The 22,092-nt window shown below is 71.2% G+C and carries 19 protein-coding genes; 8 read left to right on the top strand and 11 right to left on the bottom strand.

Features of this window, described 5'->3' with window-relative positions; all coding sequences use genetic code 11:
* Positions 1–70 precede the first annotated feature (70 nt).
* From YS110_14135 to YS110_14150, 4 genes are all read left to right on the top strand, one after another.
* Positions 71–1,240 carry a hypothetical protein gene (locus YS110_14135; protein ID UJB65809.1) on the top strand — a complete coding sequence of 390 codons (1,170 nt, stop codon included), beginning with the start codon at positions 71–73 and terminating at the stop codon, positions 1,238–1,240.
* Positions 1,241–1,274: 34 nt separating this feature from the next.
* Positions 1,275–2,348 (top strand): HlyD family efflux transporter periplasmic adaptor subunit, encoded by a 1,074-nt coding sequence (locus YS110_14140; GenBank protein ID UJB65810.1) that lies wholly within the window; start codon positions 1,275–1,277, stop codon positions 2,346–2,348.
* A gap of 148 nt (positions 2,349–2,496) precedes the next feature.
* Positions 2,497–5,280, top strand: coding sequence for a ribosome-associated ATPase/putative transporter RbbA (rbbA, locus tag YS110_14145; GenBank protein ID UJB65811.1), 2,784 nt, complete (start codon positions 2,497–2,499; stop codon positions 5,278–5,280).
* Between the two features lie 5 nt (positions 5,281–5,285).
* Positions 5,286–6,413, top strand: coding sequence for an ABC transporter permease (locus YS110_14150; GenBank protein ID UJB65812.1), 1,128 nt, complete (start codon positions 5,286–5,288; stop codon positions 6,411–6,413).
* A 102-nt stretch (positions 6,414–6,515) separates the two neighbouring features.
* Here the strand turns inward: YS110_14150 and YS110_14155 are convergent, their stop codons facing one another.
* Entirely contained in the window at positions 6,516–7,448 is a 933-nt protein-coding gene (locus YS110_14155; protein ID UJB65813.1) for a DUF91 domain-containing protein, read from the bottom strand.
* A gap of 58 nt (positions 7,449–7,506) precedes the next feature.
* Here YS110_14155 and YS110_14160 point away from each other — a divergent pair, with 58 nt between their 5' ends.
* Positions 7,507–7,917, top strand: a complete 411-nt coding sequence (locus YS110_14160; GenBank protein ID UJB65814.1) for a YkgJ family cysteine cluster protein — start codon at positions 7,507–7,509, stop codon at positions 7,915–7,917.
* A 41-nt stretch (positions 7,918–7,958) separates the two neighbouring features.
* Positions 7,959–8,615, top strand: a complete 657-nt coding sequence (locus YS110_14165) for an FMN-binding negative transcriptional regulator (protein UJB67462.1) — start codon at positions 7,959–7,961, stop codon at positions 8,613–8,615.
* A 50-nt stretch (positions 8,616–8,665) separates the two neighbouring features.
* Here YS110_14165 and YS110_14170 read toward each other — a convergent pair whose 3' ends face one another.
* Positions 8,666–8,959, bottom strand: a complete 294-nt coding sequence (locus tag YS110_14170) for an acylphosphatase (GenBank protein UJB65815.1) — start codon at positions 8,957–8,959, stop codon at positions 8,666–8,668.
* 85 nt (positions 8,960–9,044) lie between these two features.
* Here YS110_14170 and YS110_14175 point away from each other — a divergent pair, with 85 nt between their 5' ends.
* Positions 9,045–9,278 carry a 4Fe-4S dicluster domain-containing protein gene (locus tag YS110_14175; protein ID UJB65816.1) on the top strand — a complete coding sequence of 78 codons (234 nt, stop codon included), beginning with the start codon at positions 9,045–9,047 and terminating at the stop codon, positions 9,276–9,278.
* Between the two features lie 50 nt (positions 9,279–9,328).
* Here the strand turns inward: YS110_14175 and YS110_14180 are convergent, their stop codons facing one another.
* The 9 genes from YS110_14180 to YS110_14220 all read right to left on the bottom strand — a co-directional run bounded on the left by YS110_14180 (position 9,329) and on the right by YS110_14220 (position 19,704).
* Positions 9,329–9,748 (bottom strand): hypothetical protein, encoded by a 420-nt coding sequence (locus YS110_14180; GenBank protein ID UJB65817.1) that lies wholly within the window; start codon positions 9,746–9,748, stop codon positions 9,329–9,331.
* A 15-nt stretch (positions 9,749–9,763) separates the two neighbouring features.
* Entirely contained in the window at positions 9,764–10,282 is a 519-nt protein-coding gene (locus tag YS110_14185) for a purine-binding chemotaxis protein CheW (protein UJB65818.1), read from the bottom strand.
* Positions 10,279–11,997 carry a diguanylate cyclase gene (locus YS110_14190; protein ID UJB65819.1) on the bottom strand — a complete coding sequence of 573 codons (1,719 nt, stop codon included), beginning with the start codon at positions 11,995–11,997 and terminating at the stop codon, positions 10,279–10,281. Before YS110_14190 ends, YS110_14185 begins: the two co-directional genes overlap by 4 nt.
* 4 nt (positions 11,998–12,001) lie before the next feature.
* Positions 12,002–12,370: a response regulator gene (locus YS110_14195; GenBank protein ID UJB65820.1), complete on the bottom strand. Its 369-nt coding sequence runs from the start codon at positions 12,368–12,370 to the stop codon at positions 12,002–12,004.
* Positions 12,371–12,394: 24 nt separating this feature from the next.
* Positions 12,395–14,587 (bottom strand): hybrid sensor histidine kinase/response regulator, encoded by a 2,193-nt coding sequence (locus tag YS110_14200; GenBank protein UJB65821.1) that lies wholly within the window; start codon positions 14,585–14,587, stop codon positions 12,395–12,397.
* 105 nt (positions 14,588–14,692) lie between these two features.
* On the bottom strand, positions 14,693–16,189 hold the full coding sequence (locus YS110_14205) for a tetratricopeptide repeat protein (protein UJB65822.1): 1,497 nt from the start codon (positions 16,187–16,189) through the stop codon (positions 14,693–14,695).
* Positions 16,186–17,256: a chemotaxis-specific protein-glutamate methyltransferase CheB gene (cheB, locus tag YS110_14210; GenBank protein UJB65823.1), complete on the bottom strand. Its 1,071-nt coding sequence runs from the start codon at positions 17,254–17,256 to the stop codon at positions 16,186–16,188. The genes YS110_14205 and cheB overlap by 4 nt, the downstream gene beginning before the upstream one ends.
* A gap of 12 nt (positions 17,257–17,268) precedes the next feature.
* The gene (locus YS110_14215; protein UJB65824.1) at positions 17,269–19,203 is read right to left on the bottom strand and encodes a methyl-accepting chemotaxis protein; all 1,935 of its coding nucleotides are present in this window, start codon (positions 19,201–19,203) and stop codon (positions 17,269–17,271) included.
* Positions 19,204–19,401: 198 nt separating this feature from the next.
* Positions 19,402–19,704, bottom strand: a complete 303-nt coding sequence (locus YS110_14220; protein ID UJB65825.1) for a hypothetical protein — start codon at positions 19,702–19,704, stop codon at positions 19,402–19,404.
* Between the two features lie 165 nt (positions 19,705–19,869).
* Here YS110_14220 and dinG point away from each other — a divergent pair, with 165 nt between their 5' ends.
* Complete coding sequence (gene dinG, locus YS110_14225; GenBank protein UJB65826.1) at positions 19,870–22,089, top strand: ATP-dependent DNA helicase DinG; 2,220 nt, start codon at positions 19,870–19,872, stop codon at positions 22,087–22,089.
* The last annotated feature ends 3 nt before the right edge of the window (positions 22,090–22,092 follow it).

Here is a 22,092-nt window from a genome sequence, read left to right on the forward strand (position 1 = left end):
TGGAATATGAGTCAAATTGGTCTCTCGTGCCTATCCAGCAAGCGCTAGAAGCTATATTTTCAGGAGCACCATGAAATCTCCCGCCGACCTCGCCCAGCACCTCGCGCGCCAATGGCAGCGGGCCGACTGGCGCGAGCGGCATTTGCTGCACAACCCGCATGCCTGGCCGCTGCGCCTGCCCATCGGCCAGCCCGGCGCGCGCAGCTTCCGCGACGCCAGCGCCGACCTGCGCGCGCACTTGCAGCAATGGAGGGCCGTCGCCGAATCCGGCGTGGGTACGGTGGAATGGGCGCAGCGCGCCTACCGCGATGGCGCAGCGCCCATCGACGTGCCCACGCACTGGGTACTGCACAAACCGTCCGAAGCCCTGGCCGCCATCGCCCGCTTCGGCGGCGTCGAGGGCGCGCAGGCACACGCCGCACACCAGGGCCTGGCCGCCGTGCTGGCCCGGGTGGACGCCCGCTTTCACCGCCTGCTGCTGCGCCGCCTGGCGCTGTGGCGCGAAAAGCCTGTGGAGCAGGTCATCGCCGCCGCGCACATCGCGCTGCAGCTTGCGCCCGGCTGCGCCGAGGGCAAGCCGCTGCGCGCGCTGGCCGTGGCGGGCAACGACAGCAAGTTCTTCGAGCGCCACGCCGCCCTCGTCACCGCACTGCTGGACGAACGCTTCGACGGCGAGGCCAGCCGCCAGGGCCTCGCCGCCTTCCTGGGCGCGAGCGGCGAAGACGACCACTGGCTGCTCGTCGCCCCGCTGGCCCCCGGCCTGCTGCCGTTCGCGCGCCAGCGCGTGCGGACCAGCGAACTGCTGACCACCGCGTTGCCCGCCAGCCGCATCCTGCTGGTGGAAAACGAAAACTGCCTGCACCAGCTGCCCCAGCCGCTGGCGGGCACCATCGCCATCCTCGGCGCGGGGCTGGACCTGGGCTGGCTGGCCGCGCCGTGGCTGCAGGGGCGCAGCGTGGCCTACTGGGGCGACCTGGACACCTGGGGCCTGCACATGCTGGCCGTCGCGCGCGGCCACCTGCCGCAGTTGCACGCGCTGCTGATGGACCGCGCCACGTTCGACGCGCACGCCGCGCGGGCCGTGGCCGAGCCGGTACATGCCAGCGAGCCGCCGCCGGGACGGCTGCTGCCGCAGGAGGCGGCCTTGTTCCAGCACCTGCGTGCGCAGGAGAAGGGCCGGCTGGAACAGGAGTTCCTGCCCGCGCCGCTGCTGGCGCAGGCCGTGCAGAACTGGCCATAAACTGGTTGCAACGCCCTGAACGCCACCACCCGCCATGTCGCCTCAACCCCAACGCCTCTTGACCCTGGCAGCCGCCGTCACCGCGGCGGGCCTGCTGGCCTTCTACGGCTGGCAGCGGATGCAGTCCACCGAATCCACCGAGGGCTTCATCAGCGGCAACGGCCGCATCGAGGCCACCGAGATCGACATCGCCGCGCGCCAGGGCGGGCGGCTGCTCGACGTGCTGGCGGGCGAGGGCGACTTCGTGCAGGCCGGGCAGGTGCTGGCGCGCATGCAGGTGGACACGCTCAACGCCCAGCGCGACGAGGCGCGGGCGCAGCATGCGCAGGCGCTCACGGCGGTGGCGACGGCGCAGGCCCAGGTGGCGGCGCGCGAGAGCGACCGCCAGAGCGCCCTGGCCCAGGCCGCCGCGCGCGAGAGCGAGCTGGACGCGGCGCGGCGCAAACTGGAACGCTCGCAGGCATTGGCCGCGCAAGGCATGTGGCCCTTGCAGGAGCTGGACAACGACCGCGCCCGCGTGCAAGGCGCGCAGGCCAGCGTGACCGCCGCGCGCGCCCAGGCCACGGCCGCGCAGGCCGCCATCGACGCGGCGCGCTCGCAGGTGGCGGGGGCGCGGGCCGCCGTGGCGGCGCTGGAGGCCACCCAGGCGCGCATCGGCGCCGACATTGCCGACGCCGCGCTCAAGGCCCCGCGCGACGGGCGCGTGCAGTTCCGCGTGGCGCAGCCGGGCGAGGTGGTGGCCGCTGGCGGCAAGGTGCTCAACATGGTGGACCTGGCCGACGTGTCCATGGCCTTCTTCGTGCCCGAGACGGTGGCCGGGCGCATCGCCATCGGCAGCGAGGCGCGCATCGTGCTCGACGCCGCGCCGCAGTTCGTGATTCCGGCGCGGGTGTCGTTCGTCTCGGCCACGGCGCAGTTCACGCCCAAGACGGTGGAGACGGCGAGCGAGCGGCAAAAGCTCATGTTCCGCGTGAAGGCGCAGATCGACCGGGCGCTGCTGCAAAAGCACTTGCAGCAGGTCAAGACCGGCCTGCCCGGCGTGGCTTGGCTGCGCACGGACCCGCAGCGCGAGTGGCCCGCGCACCTCGCCGTGAAAGTGCCGGAATGAAGCAGCAGCCCCCCCCTGAGGCGCTACGCGCCTTCCCCCCGCTCTCGCAGCGCTGCGCGCTGCGGGCAGGGGGACGCCGCCAGCGCGGCGGGGCGGCCCTTGCGCGGCGGCCCTCGCCTGGGCCGCACCAGTTTCATGGGTAGCTGACGTGGCTGACCCGGCAGTGCGCCTGCACGATGTGCAACTGCGCTACGGCACGGCGTGCGCGCTGGATGGCGTGACGCTGGACATTCCCGCAGGCTGCATGGCGGGCTTCATCGGCCCCGACGGCGTGGGCAAGTCCAGCCTGCTGGCGCTGGTGGCCGGGGCGCGCGCGCTGCAACAGGGCCGCGTCGAGGTGCTGGGCGGCGACATGGCGCAGGCCGCGCACCGCCGCCGCGTGTGCCCGCGCATCGCCTACATGCCGCAGGGGCTGGGGCGCAACCTGTACCCCACGCTGTCGGTGGAGGAGAACCTGCAATTCTTCGCCCGCCTGTTCGGCCACGGAGCAGCGGAGCGGCGCCGCCGCATCGACGAACTGACGCGGCGCACGGGCCTGGCGCCCTTCCTGGCGCGGCCCGCGGGCAAGCTCTCGGGCGGCATGAAGCAGAAGCTGGGCCTGTGCTGCGCGCTGATCCACGACCCCGACCTGCTGATCCTGGACGAGCCGACCACCGGCGTGGACCCGCTGGCGCGCGCGCAGTTCTGGGATTTGATCGCCGACATCCGGCGCGGCCAGCCCGGCATGAGCGTGCTGGTCGCCACGGCCTACATGGACGAGGCGCAGCGCTTCGACTGGATCGTGACCCTGGACGCGGGCCGCGTGCTCGCCACCGGCACGCCCGCCGAGCTGCTGGCGCGCACGGGCAGCGACACGCTGGAGCAAGCCTTCATCCACCTGCTGCCCGAGGAGCGGCGGCGCGGCCACGCGCCGGTGGAGATTCCGCCGCTGGCCGCCACGCAGGACGACATCGCCATCGAGGCCCAGGGGCTGACCATGCGCTTCGGCGATTTCGTGGCGGTCGATGGCGTGAGCCTGCGCATCCGGCGCGGCGAGATCTTCGGCTTTCTCGGCTCCAACGGCTGCGGCAAGTCCACCACCATGAAGATGCTGACCGGCCTGCTGGAGGCGACCGAAGGCCGGGCGTGGCTGTTCGGCCAGCCGGTGGACCCGCGCGACATCGCCACGCGGCGGCGCGTGGGCTATATGTCGCAGGCGTTCTCGCTGTACGGCGAGCTGACGGTGCAGCAGAACCTGGTGCTGCACGCGCGGCTGTTCCACGTGCCCGAGGGCGAGATCGCCGCGCGCGTGGAGGACATGGTGCAGCGCTTCGGCCTGGCCGAGGTGCGCGCCAGCCTGCCCGCGGGCCTGCCGCTGGGCATGCGCCAAAGGTTGTCGCTGGCCGTGGCGATGGTGCATAAACCCGAGCTGCTGATCCTGGACGAGCCGACCTCAGGCGTGGACCCGGTCGCGCGCGATGCGTTCTGGCGGCTGCTGGTGGAGCTGTCGCGGCGCGAGCGGGTGACGATCTTCATCTCCACCCACTTCATGAACGAGGCCGAGCGCTGCGACCGCATGTCGATGATGCACGCGGGCCGCGTGCTGGACAGCGACGCGCCCGCCGCGCTGGTGCAAAAGCGCGGCGCGGCCAGCCTGGAAGAAGCCTTTATCGGCTATCTGCTGGAGGCGGCGGGGGAATCAAAAATCATAGCTTCTGGCGCTCGTCCTTCCATGGTTTCAGATACAAAACCATCTGAAACCAAGGAACAGCAGGCGCAAGCAGCTCCTGAAAAAAGAGCACACCGCCACCGCCCTTTCAGCCTGCAACGCCTGCTGTCCTACGCCTGGCGCGAGGCGCTGGAGCTGCGCCGCGACCCGGTGCGCGCCACGCTGGCGCTGGCGGGCTCGGTGATCCTGTTGTTCGTCATGGGCTTCGGCATCAACATGGACGTGCAGGCGCTGCGCTTCGCCGTGCTCGACCACGACCAGACGGCGCTGAGCCGCCAGTACGTGGACGAGCTCGCGGGCTCGCGCTACTTCATCGAGCAGCCGCCCATCGCGGATGCGGCGGAGATGGACCGGCGCCTGCGCAGCGGCGAACTGGCGCTGGCGCTGGAGTTCCCGCCCGGCTTCGCGCGCGACGTGTCCCGGGGTGGCGCGTCTGGCGGGCCCGTACAGATCGGCGCGTGGATCGACGGCTCCATGCCCATGCGCGCCGAGACGGTGGCGGGCTACGTGCAGGGCATGCACCAGGGCTGGCTGGCCAGTCAGGCGCAGGCGCGCGGCATGGGCAGCGCGCTGGCCGCGCCCGCCAGCATCGAGACCCGCTTTCGCTACAACCCCGACGTGCGCAGCCTGCCCGCCATGGTGCCCGCCGTGATCCCGCTGCTGCTGATGATGATCCCCGCCATGCTCGCCGCGCTGGCCGTGGTGCGCGAGAAGGAGCTGGGCTCCATCCTCAACCTCTACGTCACACCCGTCACGCGCAGCGAGTTCCTGCTGGGCAAGCAGCTGCCCTACGTGCTGCTGGCGCTGCTCAACTTCGGCATGCTGGCGCTGCTGGCCGTCACCGTGTTCGGCGTACCCGTCACCGGCAGCCTGGCCACGCTGTGCGCGGCGGCGCTGCTGTACGCGGTGTGCGCCACGGGCATCGGGCTGCTGGCGTCCAGCTTCACGCGCAGCCAGGTGGCGGCGCTGTTCCTGGCGATGATCGGCACCATGATCCCGGCGGCGCAGTATTCGGGCATGCTCGACCCGGTGAGCTCGCTCGAAGGCGCCGCGCGCTGGATCGGCGCCGTGTACCCGGCCACGCACTTCATCGACATCAGCCGGGGCGTGTTCAACAAGGCGCTGCATTTTGCCGACCTGGCGCACGCTTTCTGGGCCCTGCTGGCGGCGGTGCCCGTCATCCTGGCGCTGTCCATCGCGCTGCTCAAGAAGCAGGAGCGCTGACCCCCATGCGCCGCACGCTCGCCAACATTTACCGCCTGGGCATCAAGGAGCTGTGGGGCCTGTGGCGCGACCCGGCCATGCTGGTGCTGATCGTGTTCATGTTCGGCTTCTCGGTGTACTCGGCCGCGCGTTCCATGCCCGAGACGCTGCACCGCGCGCCCATTGCCATCGTCGATGAAGACGCCTCGCCGCTGTCGCTGCGCATCGCCTCGGCCTTCTACCCGCCGCAGTTCATGCCGCCCGCCGCCGTCGCGCAGGGCGAGGTGGATGCGGGCATGGACGCGGGCATCTACACCTTCGCGCTCATCATCCCGCCGGGCTTCCAGCGCGACGTGCTGGCCGGGCGCGCGCCCGCGCTGCAGCTCGCCGTGGACGCCACGCGCATGACGCAGGCGTTCAACGGCGCGGGCGCCATCGGGCAGATCGTGCAGGGCGAGGTGGCGGCCTTCGCGCAGCGCTACCGGGGCGCGGCGGCGGCGCCGGTGGAGCTGGCGCTGCGCGCGCGCTTCAACCCCACGCTGGAGAAGGGCTGGTTCGGCGCGATGACGCAGCTGATCAACCACGTCACCATGGTCTCCATCCTGCTGTGCGGCGCGGCGCTGATCCGCGAGCGCGAGCACGGCACCATCGAGCACCTGCTGGCCATGCCCGTCACGCCCACGGAGATCATGCTGGCCAAGGTGTGGTCCATGGGGCTGGTGGTGCTGGTGGCGGTGGCGGCGTCGCTGCACGGCGTCATCCGGGGGCTGGTGGGCGTGCCGGTGGAGGGTTCGGTGGCGCTGTTCCTGCTGGCCACCGCGCTGCACCTGTTCGCCACCACGGCCATGGGCATCTTCATGGCGACGGTGACGCGCTCCATGCCGCAGTTCGCGCTGCTCATCATCCTGGTGCTGCTGCCGCTGCAGATGCTCTCGGGCGGCAGCACCCCGCGCGAGAGCATGCCGCAGCTGGTGCAGGACCTGATGCTGGCCGCGCCCACCACGCATTTCACGCTGGCGGGGCAGGCCATCCTGTTTAGGGGTGCGGGGCTGGCGGTGGTGTGGCCGCAGCTGCTGGCGCTGGGGGCGATCGGGGCGGTGTTCTTCGCGGTGGCGCTGCGGCGGTTCCGGCGGACGATCGGGCAGATGGCGTGAGGAGGGGGGCTTTGCTGCTCTCAGCCAGAACCCCAAGCGGGTTGAGGGCGTTCAACGTGTTGACCACAAGGCGACAACTGGTTGATTTTTTGGCAACCTCAATCACCCTTCCTGGTACGCCCGCTCCAGCAGCGGCTTGGCGCGCTCCAGATCGGCGGCGCTGCGCAGGCACAGCTCCAGATCGCCTGTGCCCCAGTGGCCGATCTGCCGCACGTCGCGGCTGAAGCCTTCTTCCAGTGCCACGGTGTCGGGGTTCAGTTTCAGGATCACCAGCATCCTGTTCGGGTGCATGACCACGCAGGCAAAGTTCTTGAGCTTGCGGAAAGCCACGTACAGCCTGGGCTGCTTTTCCGTCACGTCATCGCCCAGCGCGAACACGAACGAACGCAGGTCGGCGTACAGCGCCTGAATATCCGGCGCAGCGCCCTCCAACTGTTCGGCAAAGCCCTTGTCCCTGCCTTGCGGCTTCGGGGTGGTGGGGCCTGCATCCGCTGGTGCGGGCTTGGCCGAGTCCGTAGCGGGTTCGGCCACCGTCTGCGTATTCACCAGCTCCAGCAACAGCAAATCCTCGCCAAACAGCTTGTAGCGGATCAGCTCGATACTGCGCGGAATCTGCTGCACCGCGTGCTGGTCGTAGCGCGTGAAGTCCGCCGCAATGCACAGCAGCCGGGTGCCCGACCATTCCACGCTGTCGGCCACGTCCTTGCCCAGCTTTTCCATCACCAGCCAGCGGAACTCGGCCTTGTGGTCGAGCAGCCAGTCCAGATAGAACAGGCCCTGGTTGATGACGTTCTCGTTGCTGTGCCGCTTGTATTCGATGATGACGGGGCAGTTGTTCTCGTCGAGCCCGAGCGAGTCGATGCGGCCGCGATGCGTTTTGCCAGTGGCGTATTCCGTCGCCAGGAAACGCACGCCGAGAAAGGTTTCCATCTGGCCTTCGATCAGCGTCTGCAAATTGCGCTCCAGCGCCGCTGCCGAGGCGGTCAGTTCGGTGGCGGCACCGCCATGCAGGCGAAAAAGCTGGATGTCACTCATACGAAAGAAAACCTCTGGTTAGCGGCCCTCATTGTGGCTTCTAGAATCCGCACTCCCCATGAGATCCCCCATCGCCATCGTCGACGTCGACCGCCCCGACACCTGGACCCGCTACCGCGCGGGCCTGTGCAATACCTGCGCCGCCAACTGCTGCACCATGCCGCTGGAGGTGCAGCTCGCCGACCTGGTGCGCCTGGGCCTGGTCGATGCCTTCGAGGCCGAGCACGAGGAGCCCCGGCGCATCGCCCGGCGGCTGGAGAAGGCGCGGCTGATCGACCACTTCAACCACAAGCACCTGCTGTTCACCCTGGCGCGCCGCGCCAGCGGCGACTGCCAGTTCCTCGACGCGCAGACGCGCCGCTGCACGGTGTACGAGCAGCGCCCCGACACCTGCCGCCTGCACCCGCAGAAGAAAAGCCCCAGGCCAGGCTGGTGCGCCTACGGCGCGCAGGCGCAAACACGGCGCTGACGCGGACAATGGGCGCCTTGCCACGCCCCCCAGCCGCCGCCATGTACATCCCCGCCCATTTCGCCGAAGACCGCCCCGAGGAACTGCACCGCATCGTGCGCGCCCATCCGCTGGGCCTGCTCTGCACGGCCGGGCCGGACGGGCTGGACGCCAACCACCTGCCGTTCCACCTCGATCCGGCGGCGGGCCCGCAGGGCACGCTGCTGGCCCACGTGGCGCGCGCCAACCCGCTGTGGCAGCGCGTGCCTTCGGGCAGCGCGGTGCTGGTGGTGTTTCGCGGCGTGGAGGGCTACATCTCGCCCAACTGGTACCCCGGCAAGCACGCCACGCACCGCGCCGTGCCCACCTGGAACTACGAGGCGGTGCACGCGCACGGCACGCTCACCCTGCACGACGACGAGAAGCACGTGCGCCAGGTGGTGGCGCGCCTGACGCACACGCACGAGGCGCTGGCCCAGCCGCCGGGGCCGCACCGCCCCTGGCGCATGGGCGACGCGCCGCCGGACTATCTGCAGGCCATGCTGCAGTCCATCGTCGGCATCGAGGTGCGCATCACGCGGCTGGAAGGCAAGCGCAAGCTGGGCCAGAACCGCGAGGCGCCCGACCGCGAGGGCACGCAGCAGGCCCTGCAGGCGCGCGGCCACGGGGCGCTGGCCGAGGCCATGCGCCGGGCCGGCGAACCGCGCCAGGACTCCTGATTCGATAGCTGCCAGCGCTTGTCTGGCAAGGGCTACAGGCCTTTTTAGCCTTAAACCGTCTCGCGCTGTACAAAGCCTTGTAGCGGCTCGTGCGCCGGGCCTTCGCTGACCTCCACGCGGTCCACGCGCGCGGCGGGCGGGCCGTCGTGCGCCCAGTCGATCAGGGCCTGCACGGCGTCGGCCGGGCCGCTGGCCAGGGCCTCGACGCTGCCGTCGAGCCGGTTGCGCACCCAGCCCTGCAGGCCCAGCCGCTCGGCGGTCTGGATGGTGGTGTGGCGGTAGTACACGCCCTGCACCAGGCCGTGGATGCGCAGGTGGCGGGTGATGGTGGAAACAGAAGACATGGCGGTGGTAGCAGGCCGCCCGCGCGGCGCGGGGGCATGGCGGGAAAACCCGTAACTCTACCCCGCGCCGTGGCATGCTGCAGGCATGGCTGCTCCCGCCAAGGCCCTGCCCACGATCTCCCCGGCACGCTGCACGGGCTGCGGCTGGTGCGTGGCCGCATGCCCGCCGCACGTGCTGTCGCTGCAGGTGCAGGGCGAGGGCCGCTGGGGCCCCAAGCGCGCGCTGCTGCACGACGCGCCCGGCTGCACGGGCTGCGCCCTGTGCGCGGTGCGCTGCCCGTTCGGCGCCATCCGCATGGTGCGGCGCGAAGCGGTTTAAGGCCAAAAAGGCCTGTAGCCCTTGCCAGAAAAGCGCTGGCAGCTATCGAATCAGGAGTCCGCAAACACCCCGGCCAAGGCCTGCGCATCGCACAGCAGGGTGGGCTGGGCATCTCCTTCGCCCAGGGCGAGGGCGCGCAGGCCGGGCAGCGCACAGCGCGCGGCCAGCACGGCCGGCAGGGGGTGGATGCAGGCCACGGGAACGCGCGCCAGCTCCACCGGGCCGCGCACGGTCAGTTCGGCCAGGCCCTGCGGCAGCGCGATGGACAGGCACTGCAATGGCGCCGCAGGCACCGGCGCGCCCACGGGCGGCGGGGCCATGTCCAGCGCCCGCGCGCCGGGCGCTGCCAGGCGTGCGCCGCGCACATGCCGCGCCTCGATGCCGACGCGCCAGGGCCCGCTGGCGAAGCGCACGATCTCCAGCGCCGCGCCGCCGTCCCCGGCCAGGACGCTGCTCTCCGCCTCAGCCATGGCCGTGGCCCGGCATCACCCGGCCAGCCCTTCGGCGTAGCTGGCCAGCAGCCGCTCCAGGTCGAGCAGGCTCACGGGCTGCTCCTGGAAGTGCACCACCCCCAGCACCAGGGTGCGCAGGGGCTCGCCCAGCGTGGCCGGCGGGGGCTGGATGCTGCTGTGCGCGACGTCGACCACGTCGATGATGCGATCGACCCGCAGGCCGCTGTCGATGCCCGCGCCGCTGCCGAGCATGATGGCGCTGTCCTGCCCGGTGGCCGGGGCGGGCAGTTGCAGCACATCGTGCAGGCGGATGACGGTGGCGATGTCGCCGCGCACGTTGATGACGCCTTCGAGCGAGGGCGGGCAGCCGGGCACGAAGTGCACCACGGCCTGCGCCAGGATCTCGCGGATGTGCGTGCCGTGGAAGGCGAACCAGTGCGGCCCGAGCGCGAAGATGACCAGCTTGACCATGCGCTCGTCCACGTTGACCACCTCCTGGCGCGCGCCGTGGCGCTGGCGCAGGATGTGGTCGAGGGTCGGCGCGCCGCTCATTCGGCCACCACCACGCGGTTGCGGCCGCCGCGCTTGGCCTGGTACAGCGCCTTGTCGGCGGCCTCGCGCAGCAGCTCGTAGCGCTGGTACTTGGGGTAGGCGGCGACGCCGGCGCTGAAGGTGCAGTGAAAGCCGTGCTCGCCGCTGTAGAAATCGACGCGCGCGAAGTCCTCGCGCAGCGCGTCGATCAGGCGCGCGGCCTGCTGCGGGCCTTCGTTCTGCAGGATGACGGCGAACTCCTCGCCGCCGTAGCGGCCAATGATGTCGCTGGCGCGCAGGCGCTGCTGCAGCACGCGCGACAGCGCCATCAGCACCTGGTCGCCCGCCGGGTGGCCCCAGGTGTCGTTGACGGCCTTGAAGCCGTCGATGTCGATCATCACCAGGCTGAGCACGCCGCTGTCACGCCGCGCCAGCGACAGGGCGTTCTCCAGCAACTGCGTGGTCATGGTGTGGTTGAACAGGCCGGTGAGGCTGTCGCGCGCCATCAGCGCGCGCAGCGTGCGCATGCGCTCGGCGCGGATCACCACCGCCGCCACCAGCTCGTCGGGCACCACCGGCTTGGTGAGGAAACCCTCGGCGCCGATGCGCATGGCGGAGAACAGCTTGCGGCGGTCGGTCTCGGAGGTCAGGTAGACGATGGGCAGGCCGACGTGGTCGGGCACCTGGCGGATGATGGCCGCCGCCTCGCGCCCGCCGCATTCGGGCATGTACATGTCCATGAGCACGATGTCGGGGCGGAACTGGTGCAGCGCGTCGAGGATGCGGGTCGGGTCGTGCACCTCGCAGGTGGTCAGGCCGGCCTGCTGCAGCAGGATGGCGTGGTAGTGCGCCATGTCGGGCTCGTCGTCCACGATGAGCACGCGGTAGGGCTCGTATTCCTGCTGGTGCGTCAGCCCGTCGAGCGCGGCCACCAGTTCGTTGGCGCGCACCGGCTTGACGAAGTAGGCCTGGCCGCCCGCGCGCACGGCCCCCAGGCGGGCGTTGAAGTCGTTGCGCGCCGAGACGAACACCGCCGCCACGGGCTCGCCGGTTTCCTCGCGCAGGGCCAGCAGCACGTCGATGCCGGCGCTGTGGCCCCGGGGGAAGTGGATGTCCATGACCACGGCGTCGGGCCGGCGCGCCAGCACCGCGTCGTGCAGCGCGTCGGGGTCGGTGAAGCACACGGCCTCGTAGCCGAAGCAGGCCAGCTGCGCGGCGAGCTGCTCCAGCATCAGGGCCTCGTCGTCGCAGACGTACACCAGGCGCCCGGGCGTGGCCGGGGCGTTGCGGTCCACCGGGGCCAGGGCGAAGCTGGGCAGCTCGCCCACGGCCGCGGCCTGCGCGGCGGTGCCCAGCCCTTCGGCCAGCACGGCCAGCTCGTCCAGGCACTGCGCCAGCTGCGCGCGCCAGTCGGCGGACAGGGCCTGGAGCGCACCGCCCGCAGTGCCGTCCGGGGCGCCGTCCACCAGCGGCAGCAGCAGGTCTTCGCCGCGTTCGGCGCAGGCGCCCAGCTCGGTCAGGCCGAACGAGCGGCCCGTGCCCTTGAGGTTGTGCAGCAGCCGGTGCAGGTGCGCGGCGGCCTCGCTGCCGGCCTGCGGGCCGGCCAGGCCGTCGCAGAGCGCGCGCGCCTGCGCCACGCGTTCAGGCAGTTGTGCCAGGTAGGCCTGGCGCAGGCGGGCGATGCGCTCGCGGGCCCCGGCAGCGGCGGCTGCGGCGGTAGGGCGTTGCGTTTCCATGGCGTCAACCTTTTGCGTGGCGTGCCATCACCTCGCCGATGAGGGAAGGCAGGCGCTCTTCCAGCGTGAAATCCTTGGCCAGGCAGGCATCCAGGCGCGGCTCCCGGGCCAGCAGGCCGGCGGGTTCGTCGCCGGTGAGCAGGATGAACGGCAGCAGGCAGCCCTGCGCGCGCAGCTCGCGGAACAGGTCGATGCCGCTGACCAGGGGCATGTTCATGTCGCTGATGACGAGCGCGATGGCGCCGTCGGCGTTGAGACGGCCGGCGGCGTCCACGCCATCCTCGGCCAGCACGGCCTCATGGCCCATGCCTTCGAGCACTGCGGCGGTCATCTCGCCCGCCAGCGCGTCATCGTCCACCACCAGTACCTTCATGATTGCGTTCTCAGTCGTGCCGCCTCATCCCAGCAGGGTGCGCAGCGTTTCCACCAGATTGTTCTGGTCAAAGTCGCCCTTGACGATGTAGGCGTCCGCGCCGACCTGCATGCCGCGCCGCTTGTCCTCTTCCTTCTCGCGCGAAGTGATGATGACGATGGGCGTGTCGCGGTACCTGTCTTCCTCGCGCAGCCGCGCCGTGAGGGTGAAACCGTCCATGTGCGGCATTTCCACGTCGGTCAGGATGGCGTCGAATTCGCCCTCCATGGCCTTGCGCAGGCCGTCCACACCGTCTTCGGCCAGCGTGACATGGTAGCCGTAGGCCTGCAGCACATCCTTTTCGATTTCCCGTGTGTTCAGTGAGTCATCGACCACCAGCACGCGGTAGGGCGTGGCGCTGGCGTGCGCGGCGGCGCCCGCCTGCACGCCCTGGCCGCGCAGGCGCCGCGCCTGCTCCAGCAGCGCCGGCGCGTGCAGCACGTTGACCATCTCATTGCGCCCGGTGATGACCATGCCCGAGACCAGCGGCAGCCGGCGCAGGTGCGGCGGCAGGGGCTTGATGACCATGTCGCGCTCGTCGAGCAGGCCATCGACCTGCACGGCGATCTTCTCGCTGCGCACCTGCAGCACCACCAGCAGCAGGCCGGGGTGGCGCTCCTGCGCACCCGGGCCGCCAGCGGGCGCCGGCACGCGCAGCAGCTCGGCCAGCGGCACCACGGGCACGAATTCATTGCGCACGATGACCACCTGGCGCTCGGCCACCTGCATCAGCGCCTGCGCGGGCACGCGCTGCAGCTCCACCACGTGCTGCGCCGTGAAGCCCCAGGGCAGGCCGTGGGCCTGCACCAGCAGCACGCGCATCATGGCCAGCGACATCGGCAGGCGCAGCGAGAACGTGGTGCCCTGGCCCAGGCGCGTCTCGATGCCCACCGCGCCCTGCAGCTCGTCGAGCACGGTCTGGCGCACCACGTCCATGCCCACGCCGCGGCCCGAGAGGTCGGTGATGATGCTGCTGGTGGAAAAGCCGGGCAGGAAGATCAGGTCGATGGCTTCCTGGTCGCTCAGCGCCGCCGCCTTCTCGGCGCTGAGCAGGCCTTTCTTCACGGCCTTCTCGCGCACCGCCGCCACCGGGATGCCGCCGCCGTCGTCGGCCACCTCGATGACCACCCAGCCGCCGTCCTGGCGCGCCGACAGGCGCAGCCGCCCCTGCGCCGGCTTGCCCACGGCGGCGCGCGCGGCGGGCAGCTCGATGCCATGGTCGATGGCGTTGCGGATCAGGTGGATGATGGGGTCGGAGAGCTTGTCGATGAGCTGGCGGTCGAGCTCGATCTCGGTGCCGCCGATGCTGCACTCCACCTGCTTGCCCACCGAGCGCGCCAGCTCGCGCACCAGGCGCGCGGCCGGCTCCAGCACGATGGCCAGGGGCAGCATGCGCATCAGCAGGGTCTTGTCGTGCAGCTCGTCCATGAGCGCTTCCTGCGCCTGCACGTCGTCCTTGAGCAGGCGCGCGAACTGGCGCAGGCCCTGCGCCGCGCCGTCGCCCAGGCTGGCGGCCAGGCTGCGCTCCAGGGCGTGGATGTCGGCCAGGCGCTCGCGCATGCGGGCGTGGCTGGAGACGACCTCGCCCATGAGCTTGATGAGTTCGTCCAGCTTGGACAGGCGCACACGCACCGTTTCCGCGGCCTGCAGCCGGGGTTCGGGCGCGCCAGCCTGCGCCGCCGGCACGGGCGCGGCCACGGTGGCCGGTTCGGCAGGCACAACCGGCGGCTGTGGCGCCACAGGTGCCAGGGCAGGCTCGGCAGGTGCCTCGTCCGCAGGCGCCGCCGGGCCCGCCGCCTGGGCCAGCGCCTGGCACAGCGCGCCGTCGGGCGCGGGCAGGCTGGCGCCATCGCCGCCCTGCGCCAGCCGGTCCACCAGGTCGGCCAGCTGGTCCAGCGCGCGGTACAGCAGCTGGCCCAGCGGCGCGCTGTAGGCCAGGCTGCCGTCGCGCATGGCGCCGAGCACGTCTTCGAGGCAGTGGGCGATCTCGGTGATGGACGCCAGCCGCAGCATGCGCGACGAGCCCTTGATGGTGTGGGCCGAGCGGAACAGCGCGTTGACCCCCTCCGGGTCGGCGCGCCCCGCGTCGAGCGCGGCCAGCCCCTCGCCCAGGCGCGCCAGGTGGTCGCGCGCCTCCTCGACGAAGCGGCCGATGAACTTGCGGATGTCAATCGCCACGGCGCGTCCCCCTGCGCGGCGCGGCCGTGCGGTTTTCAAGCAAAAATGGCCGCAAAACCTTGCCTGGCATGCGCTGGCAGCTATTGAATTTGATGTATTTCATGGTCAGCGCGCGACGGCCGCCTGGGCCAGCTGGCGCTCGCACAGGAAGCGGATTTCATGGGCCGGCAGCTCCAGCGGCAGGTAGCGCAGCCCGGCCTGCGGCGGCGTGGTGCCCGAGAGCATCTGCACCACCACGCGCCAGGAGCGGCGCGCCTGCTCCAGCGCCCCGCCCTCGCGCAGCAGGTCGGCCAGGAAGTAGTGCGCCGGCCAGCAGGCATGGTGCGCGTAGATGGCCTGGCGCAGCCAGCGGATGGCCTCTTCGCCCTGGCCGCGCCACTTGGCCGCCAGGCCCAGCAGCATGCAGGCATCGACCGACCAGGGGTCGGCGTCGAGCACCTGCTGCGCCAGGGCCTGGGCGGTGTCGAAGTCCTTGCGCTCCAGCAGCACGTAGGCCTTGAGCAGGCGCGCCTCGGCGCTGCCGGGCTGCGCGGCCAGCGCGGCGTCGAGCAGCGGCAGGGCCTGCGCATAGTGCTTGTCCTGCACCGCCTGGCGCGCCTGGGCCAGGGCCGCGGGTGCCTCGGCGGGCGCATGGGCGCAAGCCAGGGCCTGGGGCTGGGCCAGCAGCTCGGGCAGATCGCCCCAGCCCGTGGGCAGCCGCAGCGGGGCGGGCGGCGGCGCGGGCGCGCGCGGCGGCATGGGGACGGGGGCGGGGGGCCACTGCCATGCGGAATCGGCACCCCCGGCCTGCGGGGCCGGGCCCGGCGTGAAGTAGAACAGCCCGGCTTCCTCGACCAGGCGCAGCACGCCCAGGTCGTTGGCCAGGGTCTCGGCCGAGCCGATGACCAGCACGCCATCGCCGCGCAGCAGCCGCGCCAGGTTCTGCTGGATGCGCCGGCGCGTGGCCGCGTCGAAGTAGATCGAGACGTTGCGGAAGAAGATGATGTCGCAGTCCTGCACGGCCTGCGGCGCCTCGCTGTCGAGCAGGTTCAGCGGGTACAGGCGCACCAGGCGCCGCACGTCCTCGCGCAGGCGCTGGCCCTGGGGGTGGGGCTCGAAATAGCGCTGGCGGATGGCATCGGACACGCCGCGGAAGGAGAAGTCGCCGTACACCCCGGCGCGCGCCTTGGCCAGCGCATCGGTGTCGATGTCGCCCGCCACCAGCTCGAACAGCTGGGCCATGCTGTCGCCGTACTTTTCCAGCAGGGCCATGGCGAGCGAGTACGGCTCCTCGCCCGAGGAACACCCGGCCGACAGGATGCGCACCGGCGCGTGCCCGGCATGGCGCGCCAGCGCGCGCGGCGCCAGGCGCTGCACCAGCAGGTCGATCTGCTCGGGCTCGCGGAAGAAATAGGTCTCGTTGATGGTGAGCAGGTTCACCAGCGCCTGGAACTCCGCGCCGCTGCGCACCAGTTGCTGGTAGTAGGCCATGGGCGCCATGCGCAGGTGCGCGCAGCGCTCCTGCAGCGCCTGCGCCAGCTTGGCCTGGCCGTCGCCCTCGCACTGCAGCCCGCAGCGTTCCTTGACCAGGGCCTGGAACGGGGCCAGGTCCAGGGCGTTCATGCCGCGCTCCCGGCCAGGCGGCGCGGCGGGCGGCTGGCCAGCTCCCGCATGGCCGGGGCCAGCGCGGCCAGCGGCAGCACCTGCGCGGCGGCACCGCGCTCGATGGCCACGCGGTTCATGCCGTAGACGACCGAGCTGGCCTCGTCCTGCGCCAGCGTGTGCCCGCCCGCGGCGCGGATGGCCGCCAGCCCCGCCGCCCCGTCGTGCCCCATGCCCGAGAGGATGACGCCTACGGCCCGCGCCCCGAACACCTGGGCCGCGCTAGCCAGCAGCACGTCGCAACTGGGCCGGTACACGCAGCCGGGCGCACGCGCGCGCAGCGCCAGGCGCTCCCCAGGCGCCACCGCGAGGTCGTGCTCCGAGGGCGAGACATGAATGGTGCCGGGCACCAGCGCGTCGCCATGGCGCGCCAGGCGCACCGGCATCTGGCACAGCGCGCCCAGCCAATCGACCATGCCCTGGGCAAAGCCATCGGAAATATGCTGCGCCACCAGCACCGGGCAGGGAAAGCCGCGCCCCAGCGCGGGCAGGATGGTCGCCAGGGCCTGCGGCCCGCCGGTGGACGCGGCGATGGCGAACACCGGCTCGCCGCCCCGCAGGGCCGGCACGCCCACTGGCGCAGAGGGCAACGCCTGCGCGGGCGTGGCGGCGGCCGGCTCCAGGCGCGCCCGCATGCGCGTGATGACGGACACGCCCGCGAGCAGCCGCACCTTGGCCACGAAAGCCGCCGCGTCGCCCGAGCCGTAGTCGGGCTTGCCCACCACGTCGAGCGCGCCATGGGCCACGGCCTGCAGCGCGCCCTGCGCGTCGGCCACGCTGCTGACCACGAGGATGGGCACGGCGCGCGTGCACATGATGGCCTCGATGGCCTGCAGCCCGCCCATGACGGGCATTTCCAGGTCCATGGTCACGAGGCTGGGGCGCAGGGCCTGCACCATCTCGACCGCCTGGCGGCCGTTGCAGGCTTCGCCCACCACCTCGATGCCGGGCTCGGCCTCCAGCAGGCAGCGCAGCAGCCCGCGGGCCAGGCTGCTGTCGTCGGCGATGAGCACGCGGATGTTCGCCATCGCCTACGCTCTTCAGTTCTGCGTGGCGCCGGAGGCGGCATCCAGCTTGAACTGGTGCACCAGTTCGTCGAGCCGGCCCGAGAGCTGGGCCATGTCCTTGCTCACCTGCGAGATGCGGGTGATGGACTGCGCCGTGTGCGAGCTGGCCGTGACGATTTCGCGCAGCGCCAGCACCACCTGGCTGCTCGCGGTCTTCTGCTGCTGCGTGGACAGCGATATCTGCTGCGCGGCGCTGCTGGTCTGGCTCGCGGCACTGACGATTTCGTTCAGGCGCTCGGTGGCGTTGGCGCTGGCCGAGAGCCCGGCGGTGATGCCCGAGGCGCCCTTCTCCGAGGTGATGACGAGGCGGCTGATGGAGTCCTGGATCTCGCTGATCTTGGCCTCGATCTCGCGCGTGGAGTCGGTCACGCTGTCGGCCAGGCGGCGGATCTCGCCCGCCACCACCGAGAAGCGCTTGCCCGCCTCGCCCGCGCTGGAAGCCTCCAGCGCGGCGTTGAAGGCGATGAGCTTGGTCTGGTCGGCCACGGTGTTGATGATCTCCATGACGCGGCTGATCTGCTTGGACTTGGCGCCCAGCGCCACGATCTCCTGCAGGCTGTGCTGGTTGTCGCTGCGGATGTCGTTCATGCGCCCGAGCACGGTCTGCATGGCCTCGGAGCCCTTGCGCGAGCCCTCCAGCGTCTGGTTGGCGATGTCCACCACCGAGCGCGAGTGGTCGGCGATCTGCGTGGAGGAGGCCGAGAGCTCCTCCATGGTGGTGGTGATCTCGGCCACCGACGACGACATCTGCGTCGAGGTGGCCGCCTGGCCCTCGACGGCGCTGGTGATCTCCTGCGCCGCCGCGTGCACGCGCACGGCATTGGCGCTGACCTCGGCCACCAGCGTGCGCAGGCGCGCCTGCATGGCACGCGTGGCCTCGGCCAGGGTCGCCACCTCGTCGCTGCCGGCCACCGCGATGGTGCTCGACAGATCGCCCCGGGCCACGTGGTTCACGCCCGAAGCCACCCCTTCGAGCCGGCCCACGATGTGACGCGCCATCCACTGCGCCAGCAGCATGCCGCCGATGATGGACAGAATCCCCACCACCAGCGCGACGTTGCGCGAGCTGTCCAGCGAGGCCTGGAAGCCGCTGGCATCCATGGCGATCTCGATCACGCCGATGGGCTTGCCGGAAAAGTCCTTGAGCGCCGAGGAATAGATGGCGAACGGCTTGCCCTGGGCATTGCGGTGGTCGAGCTGCGCCTCGCCGCCGAGCGCGCGCTGCAGCGTGGCCGCGTCGGGCATCAGCTCCTTGCCGAAGGTCGAGGCCAGAACCTTGAAGCTGCCGTCCTTGTCCATGACGTGCAGGGCCACGTCCACGCCGTTCTGCTGCTTGAACTGGTCGAAGAAGGGCTGGCCGAAGCCCATGCCGAACTCCACCGAACCCACATGCCGGCCAGCGCGCTGCACCGGCACCATGCCGCGAATGCCCAGCCCCGCCACGCCGCCCTCCAGGCCGCGCACCGGCTGCAGGGTGCGGTTGGCGGCCACCACGGTGCTGCGGAACGACGACAGATCGTCGCCGTACTTCTGCGGCGCATGCACGCGCAGCCACGAGACGGCGGGCGGCGTGTGGAACTGGAACTGCTCCACGCCGTAGTCGCGCGCCAGGGCCTGGAAGCCGGGCACGAACATGTCGGCCACGGCCTTGCGCTCACCGCCATCGAACTTGTCCTGCACCACGGGCATGCCGGCCACCAGGGCGCTCAGGACCTCGGCGCTGCGGCTTTCGGCGGCGATCGCGTTGTGGATGGCCTTGAGGTGCGCGTCCAGCGCGCTGCGCTCGGCGTCGTGCACCAGGCGGTTCATGTTCGACAGGTTGGTGAACGTCAGCGCCGCGCCCACACCGCCAATGGCGATGCCCATGACCACCATGATCTTGGCCCAGAGACGGAGTTTGTGAAACATGTACGACACCTCGAAGAACAGCGAGCGGATGGGGAGCGGCCGGGGCCTGGGGCGCAGCGCCCCTGCGCCGGATGCGGCGCCGGGCAAGTCTACATTTTCGGGGGGCCGCGGCGGGGCTTGGCGGGCAGGTGCGCCGATGGCGGGGCCTGCGGGGGCAGGTAGTTGTCGGCCGTTACCACGGGCTGCCCGGTCCGGGCTTCAAGCCTTGGGGCTGGGAATGGACTGCACCAGGCGCAGCAAGGTTTGCGCGGTGGCGCAATCGGTCGGGCGCTGTTTGCCATCGGTGGCGGGTAGTTTCAACCTTACGATTTTTTCGTAAGGTTGGGCAGAGCCAGCCTCCTGGGCCAATTTGCGCTTCAGGTCAGACCAGTACCGGTTCCCGTTGGCACTGCCCGTCAACACCTGCACGACATCGATCACTGAGAACCACCAGACCTCAGTGGCATCGTCGTACACGCGACGGATGGACTGGCCCTCAAAGTTGGCAGAAAGAATTTTCATCAGCGCCCCGTATTTTTTCGATGGTTTGCTGTATGAAAATACAGTGTTCTGAATGCTATTTATTTGCTATTGAATTAATAGCTTTCAGCGCTTTACCACAAAGCGTTTCAGCCATTTTTTTTGCATAACGCCCCTGCCAGCCCACTGTGCCACACTCCCACCCCTATGTCTTCCACAGAATGGACCCAGGCGGGCCTGCAGGCGTTTGATGGGGTGGTGCAGTCCACCGAGGGATTGCGTGGCCGTGCCGGGCAGCGTGGCATGGCCGAGGCCGTGGCCCAGGCCTTCGGCCAGGCACAACTGGGCAAGGTGGAAGACGAAGACGCCGGCCCCGCACGCGCCATTGCCGTCATCCAGGCCGGCACGGGCGTGGGCAAGTCGCTGGCCTACAGCGTGCCGGCCATCGCCATCGCGCTGGCGCGCGGCACGCGCGTGCTGATCTCCACCGCCACCGTGGCGCTGCAGGAGCAACTGGTGCACAAAGATCTGCCGCAGCTGGCCGCGCGCATGGAGCAGCCCTTCGCCTTCGCCCTGGCCAAGGGGCGCGGGCGCTACGCCTGCAAGCTCAAGCTGGAGCGCCTGGCCAGCGGCGCCAGCGCCGAGGATGACGACGTCATCCCCGACGACCTGCTGGCCGCCGAGGCCGCCGAGCAGCGCCAGGGCCGCCACGCCCCGCACCAGGCGGAGGCACGCATGCAGTTCTACGCCAGCATGGCCGACGCCCTGGCCACCGGCCAGTGGGACGGCGACCGCGACCAGTTGCCCACGCCGCCCGAGCCCGAGATGTGGGGCCCGGTGGCGGCCGAGGCCTCGTCGTGCACCGGCAAGTACTGCCCGCTGTTCAGCCAGTGCACCTACTTCGAGCGGCGCAAGGCGCAGGTGGCGGCGCAGGTGATCGTGGCCAACCACGACCTGCTGCTGTCGTCCATCGGCGCGCGCCTGCTGCCCGAGCTGGACAACTGCCTGCTCGTCATCGACGAGGCGCACCACCTGCCGTCCACCGCGCTGGCGCAGTTCGCCTGCGAGATGGACCTGTCGCGCCTGTCGTGGATCGACCGGCTGGCCAGCCGCGCGCTGCGCATCGGCCAGCTCGTGGAGGTGGAGGAAATCGCCGACATTCCCCAGCACGCGGCACGGCTGCGCACCGCGCTGGCCGACCTGGCGCGCCTGGTGCTGGATGTGTACGGCGAGCCGCTGCGCGCGCCGGGCCGCGGCACCACAGGCGGCCCGGGCAACCGCCTGGCCACCGCGGGCCAGCCCGCGCGGGCGCGCGTGGCCGGCGGGCGCCTGCCCGAAGCCCTGGGCGAGCCGCTGGCCCAGGCCGCGCACCACGCGGGCGGCTTTCTGGATGCGCTGCGCGCCATCGCCAAGGCGCTGCGCGCGGCCATGCGCGACACGCCCGACGAGGCGCGGCGCCTGTCGCAGCTCTACGCCCAGGTGGGCAGCCTGGCGCCGCGCCTGGAGGGCGTGCACGCCTGCACCCAGCTGCTGCTGCAGGACGCGCCCGAGGGCGCGGTGCCCGCCGCCAAGTGGTTCACGCTGGCGGTGGAGGGCGACTTCCTGGTGGTCCGCGCCCACGCCAGCCCGGTGCTGCCCGGCGCCACGCTGCGCCACCACCTGTGGTCCGCGGTGCGCGGCGCGGTGCTGACCTCGGCCACGCTCACGGGCTGCGGGCAGTTCGACTTTTTCCTGCGCGAGGCCGGCCTGCACGGCGACGCGGCGGTGCGCACGCTGGAGGTGGCCAGCCCGTTCGACTACGCGCGCCAGGGCACGCTGGTGGCGAGCGAGACCCAGGCCGACCCGCGCGACGCCCCGGCCTACACGGCCGAGATGGTGGAGGCGCTGCTGTCCGACCTGGCCCTGGTGGAAGCGGGCGCGCTGGTGCTGTTCACCTCGCGCGAGCAGATGCGCCAGGCCGTCGATCAACTGCCGACCGCGCTGCGCGCCACGGTGCTGGTGCAGAACCAGTGGCCGCGCCAGCAGCTGCTGGCGCAGCACCGCGAGCGCGTGGCGCAGGGCCAGCCCTCGATCATCTTCGGCATGCAGTCCTTCGGCGAGGGACTGGACCTGCCGGGCAGCCTGTGCGAATCGCTGTTCATCACCAAGCTGCCCTTCGCCCCGCCCGACGATCCGGTGGGCGAGGCGCGCGCCGAGTGGCTGCGCGGCGCGGGGCGCGACCCGTTCAGCGAGCTGGTGGTGCCGGCCACGGCCATCCGCCTGGCGCAGTGGGTGGGCCGCGCCATCCGCACCGAGGAAGACCTGGCGCATGTCTACTGCTACGACCGGCGCCTGGTGCGCACCGGCTACGGGCAGCGGCTGCTGCAAGGCCTGCCGCCGTTCGCGCTGCAGCGCCGCGCGTGCGCGCCCGCCGGGGCCGGAAAATAAGGG

This window comes from Acidovorax sp. YS12, assembly GCA_021496925.1.
GTDB lineage: Bacteria > Pseudomonadota > Gammaproteobacteria > Burkholderiales > Burkholderiaceae_C > Paenacidovorax.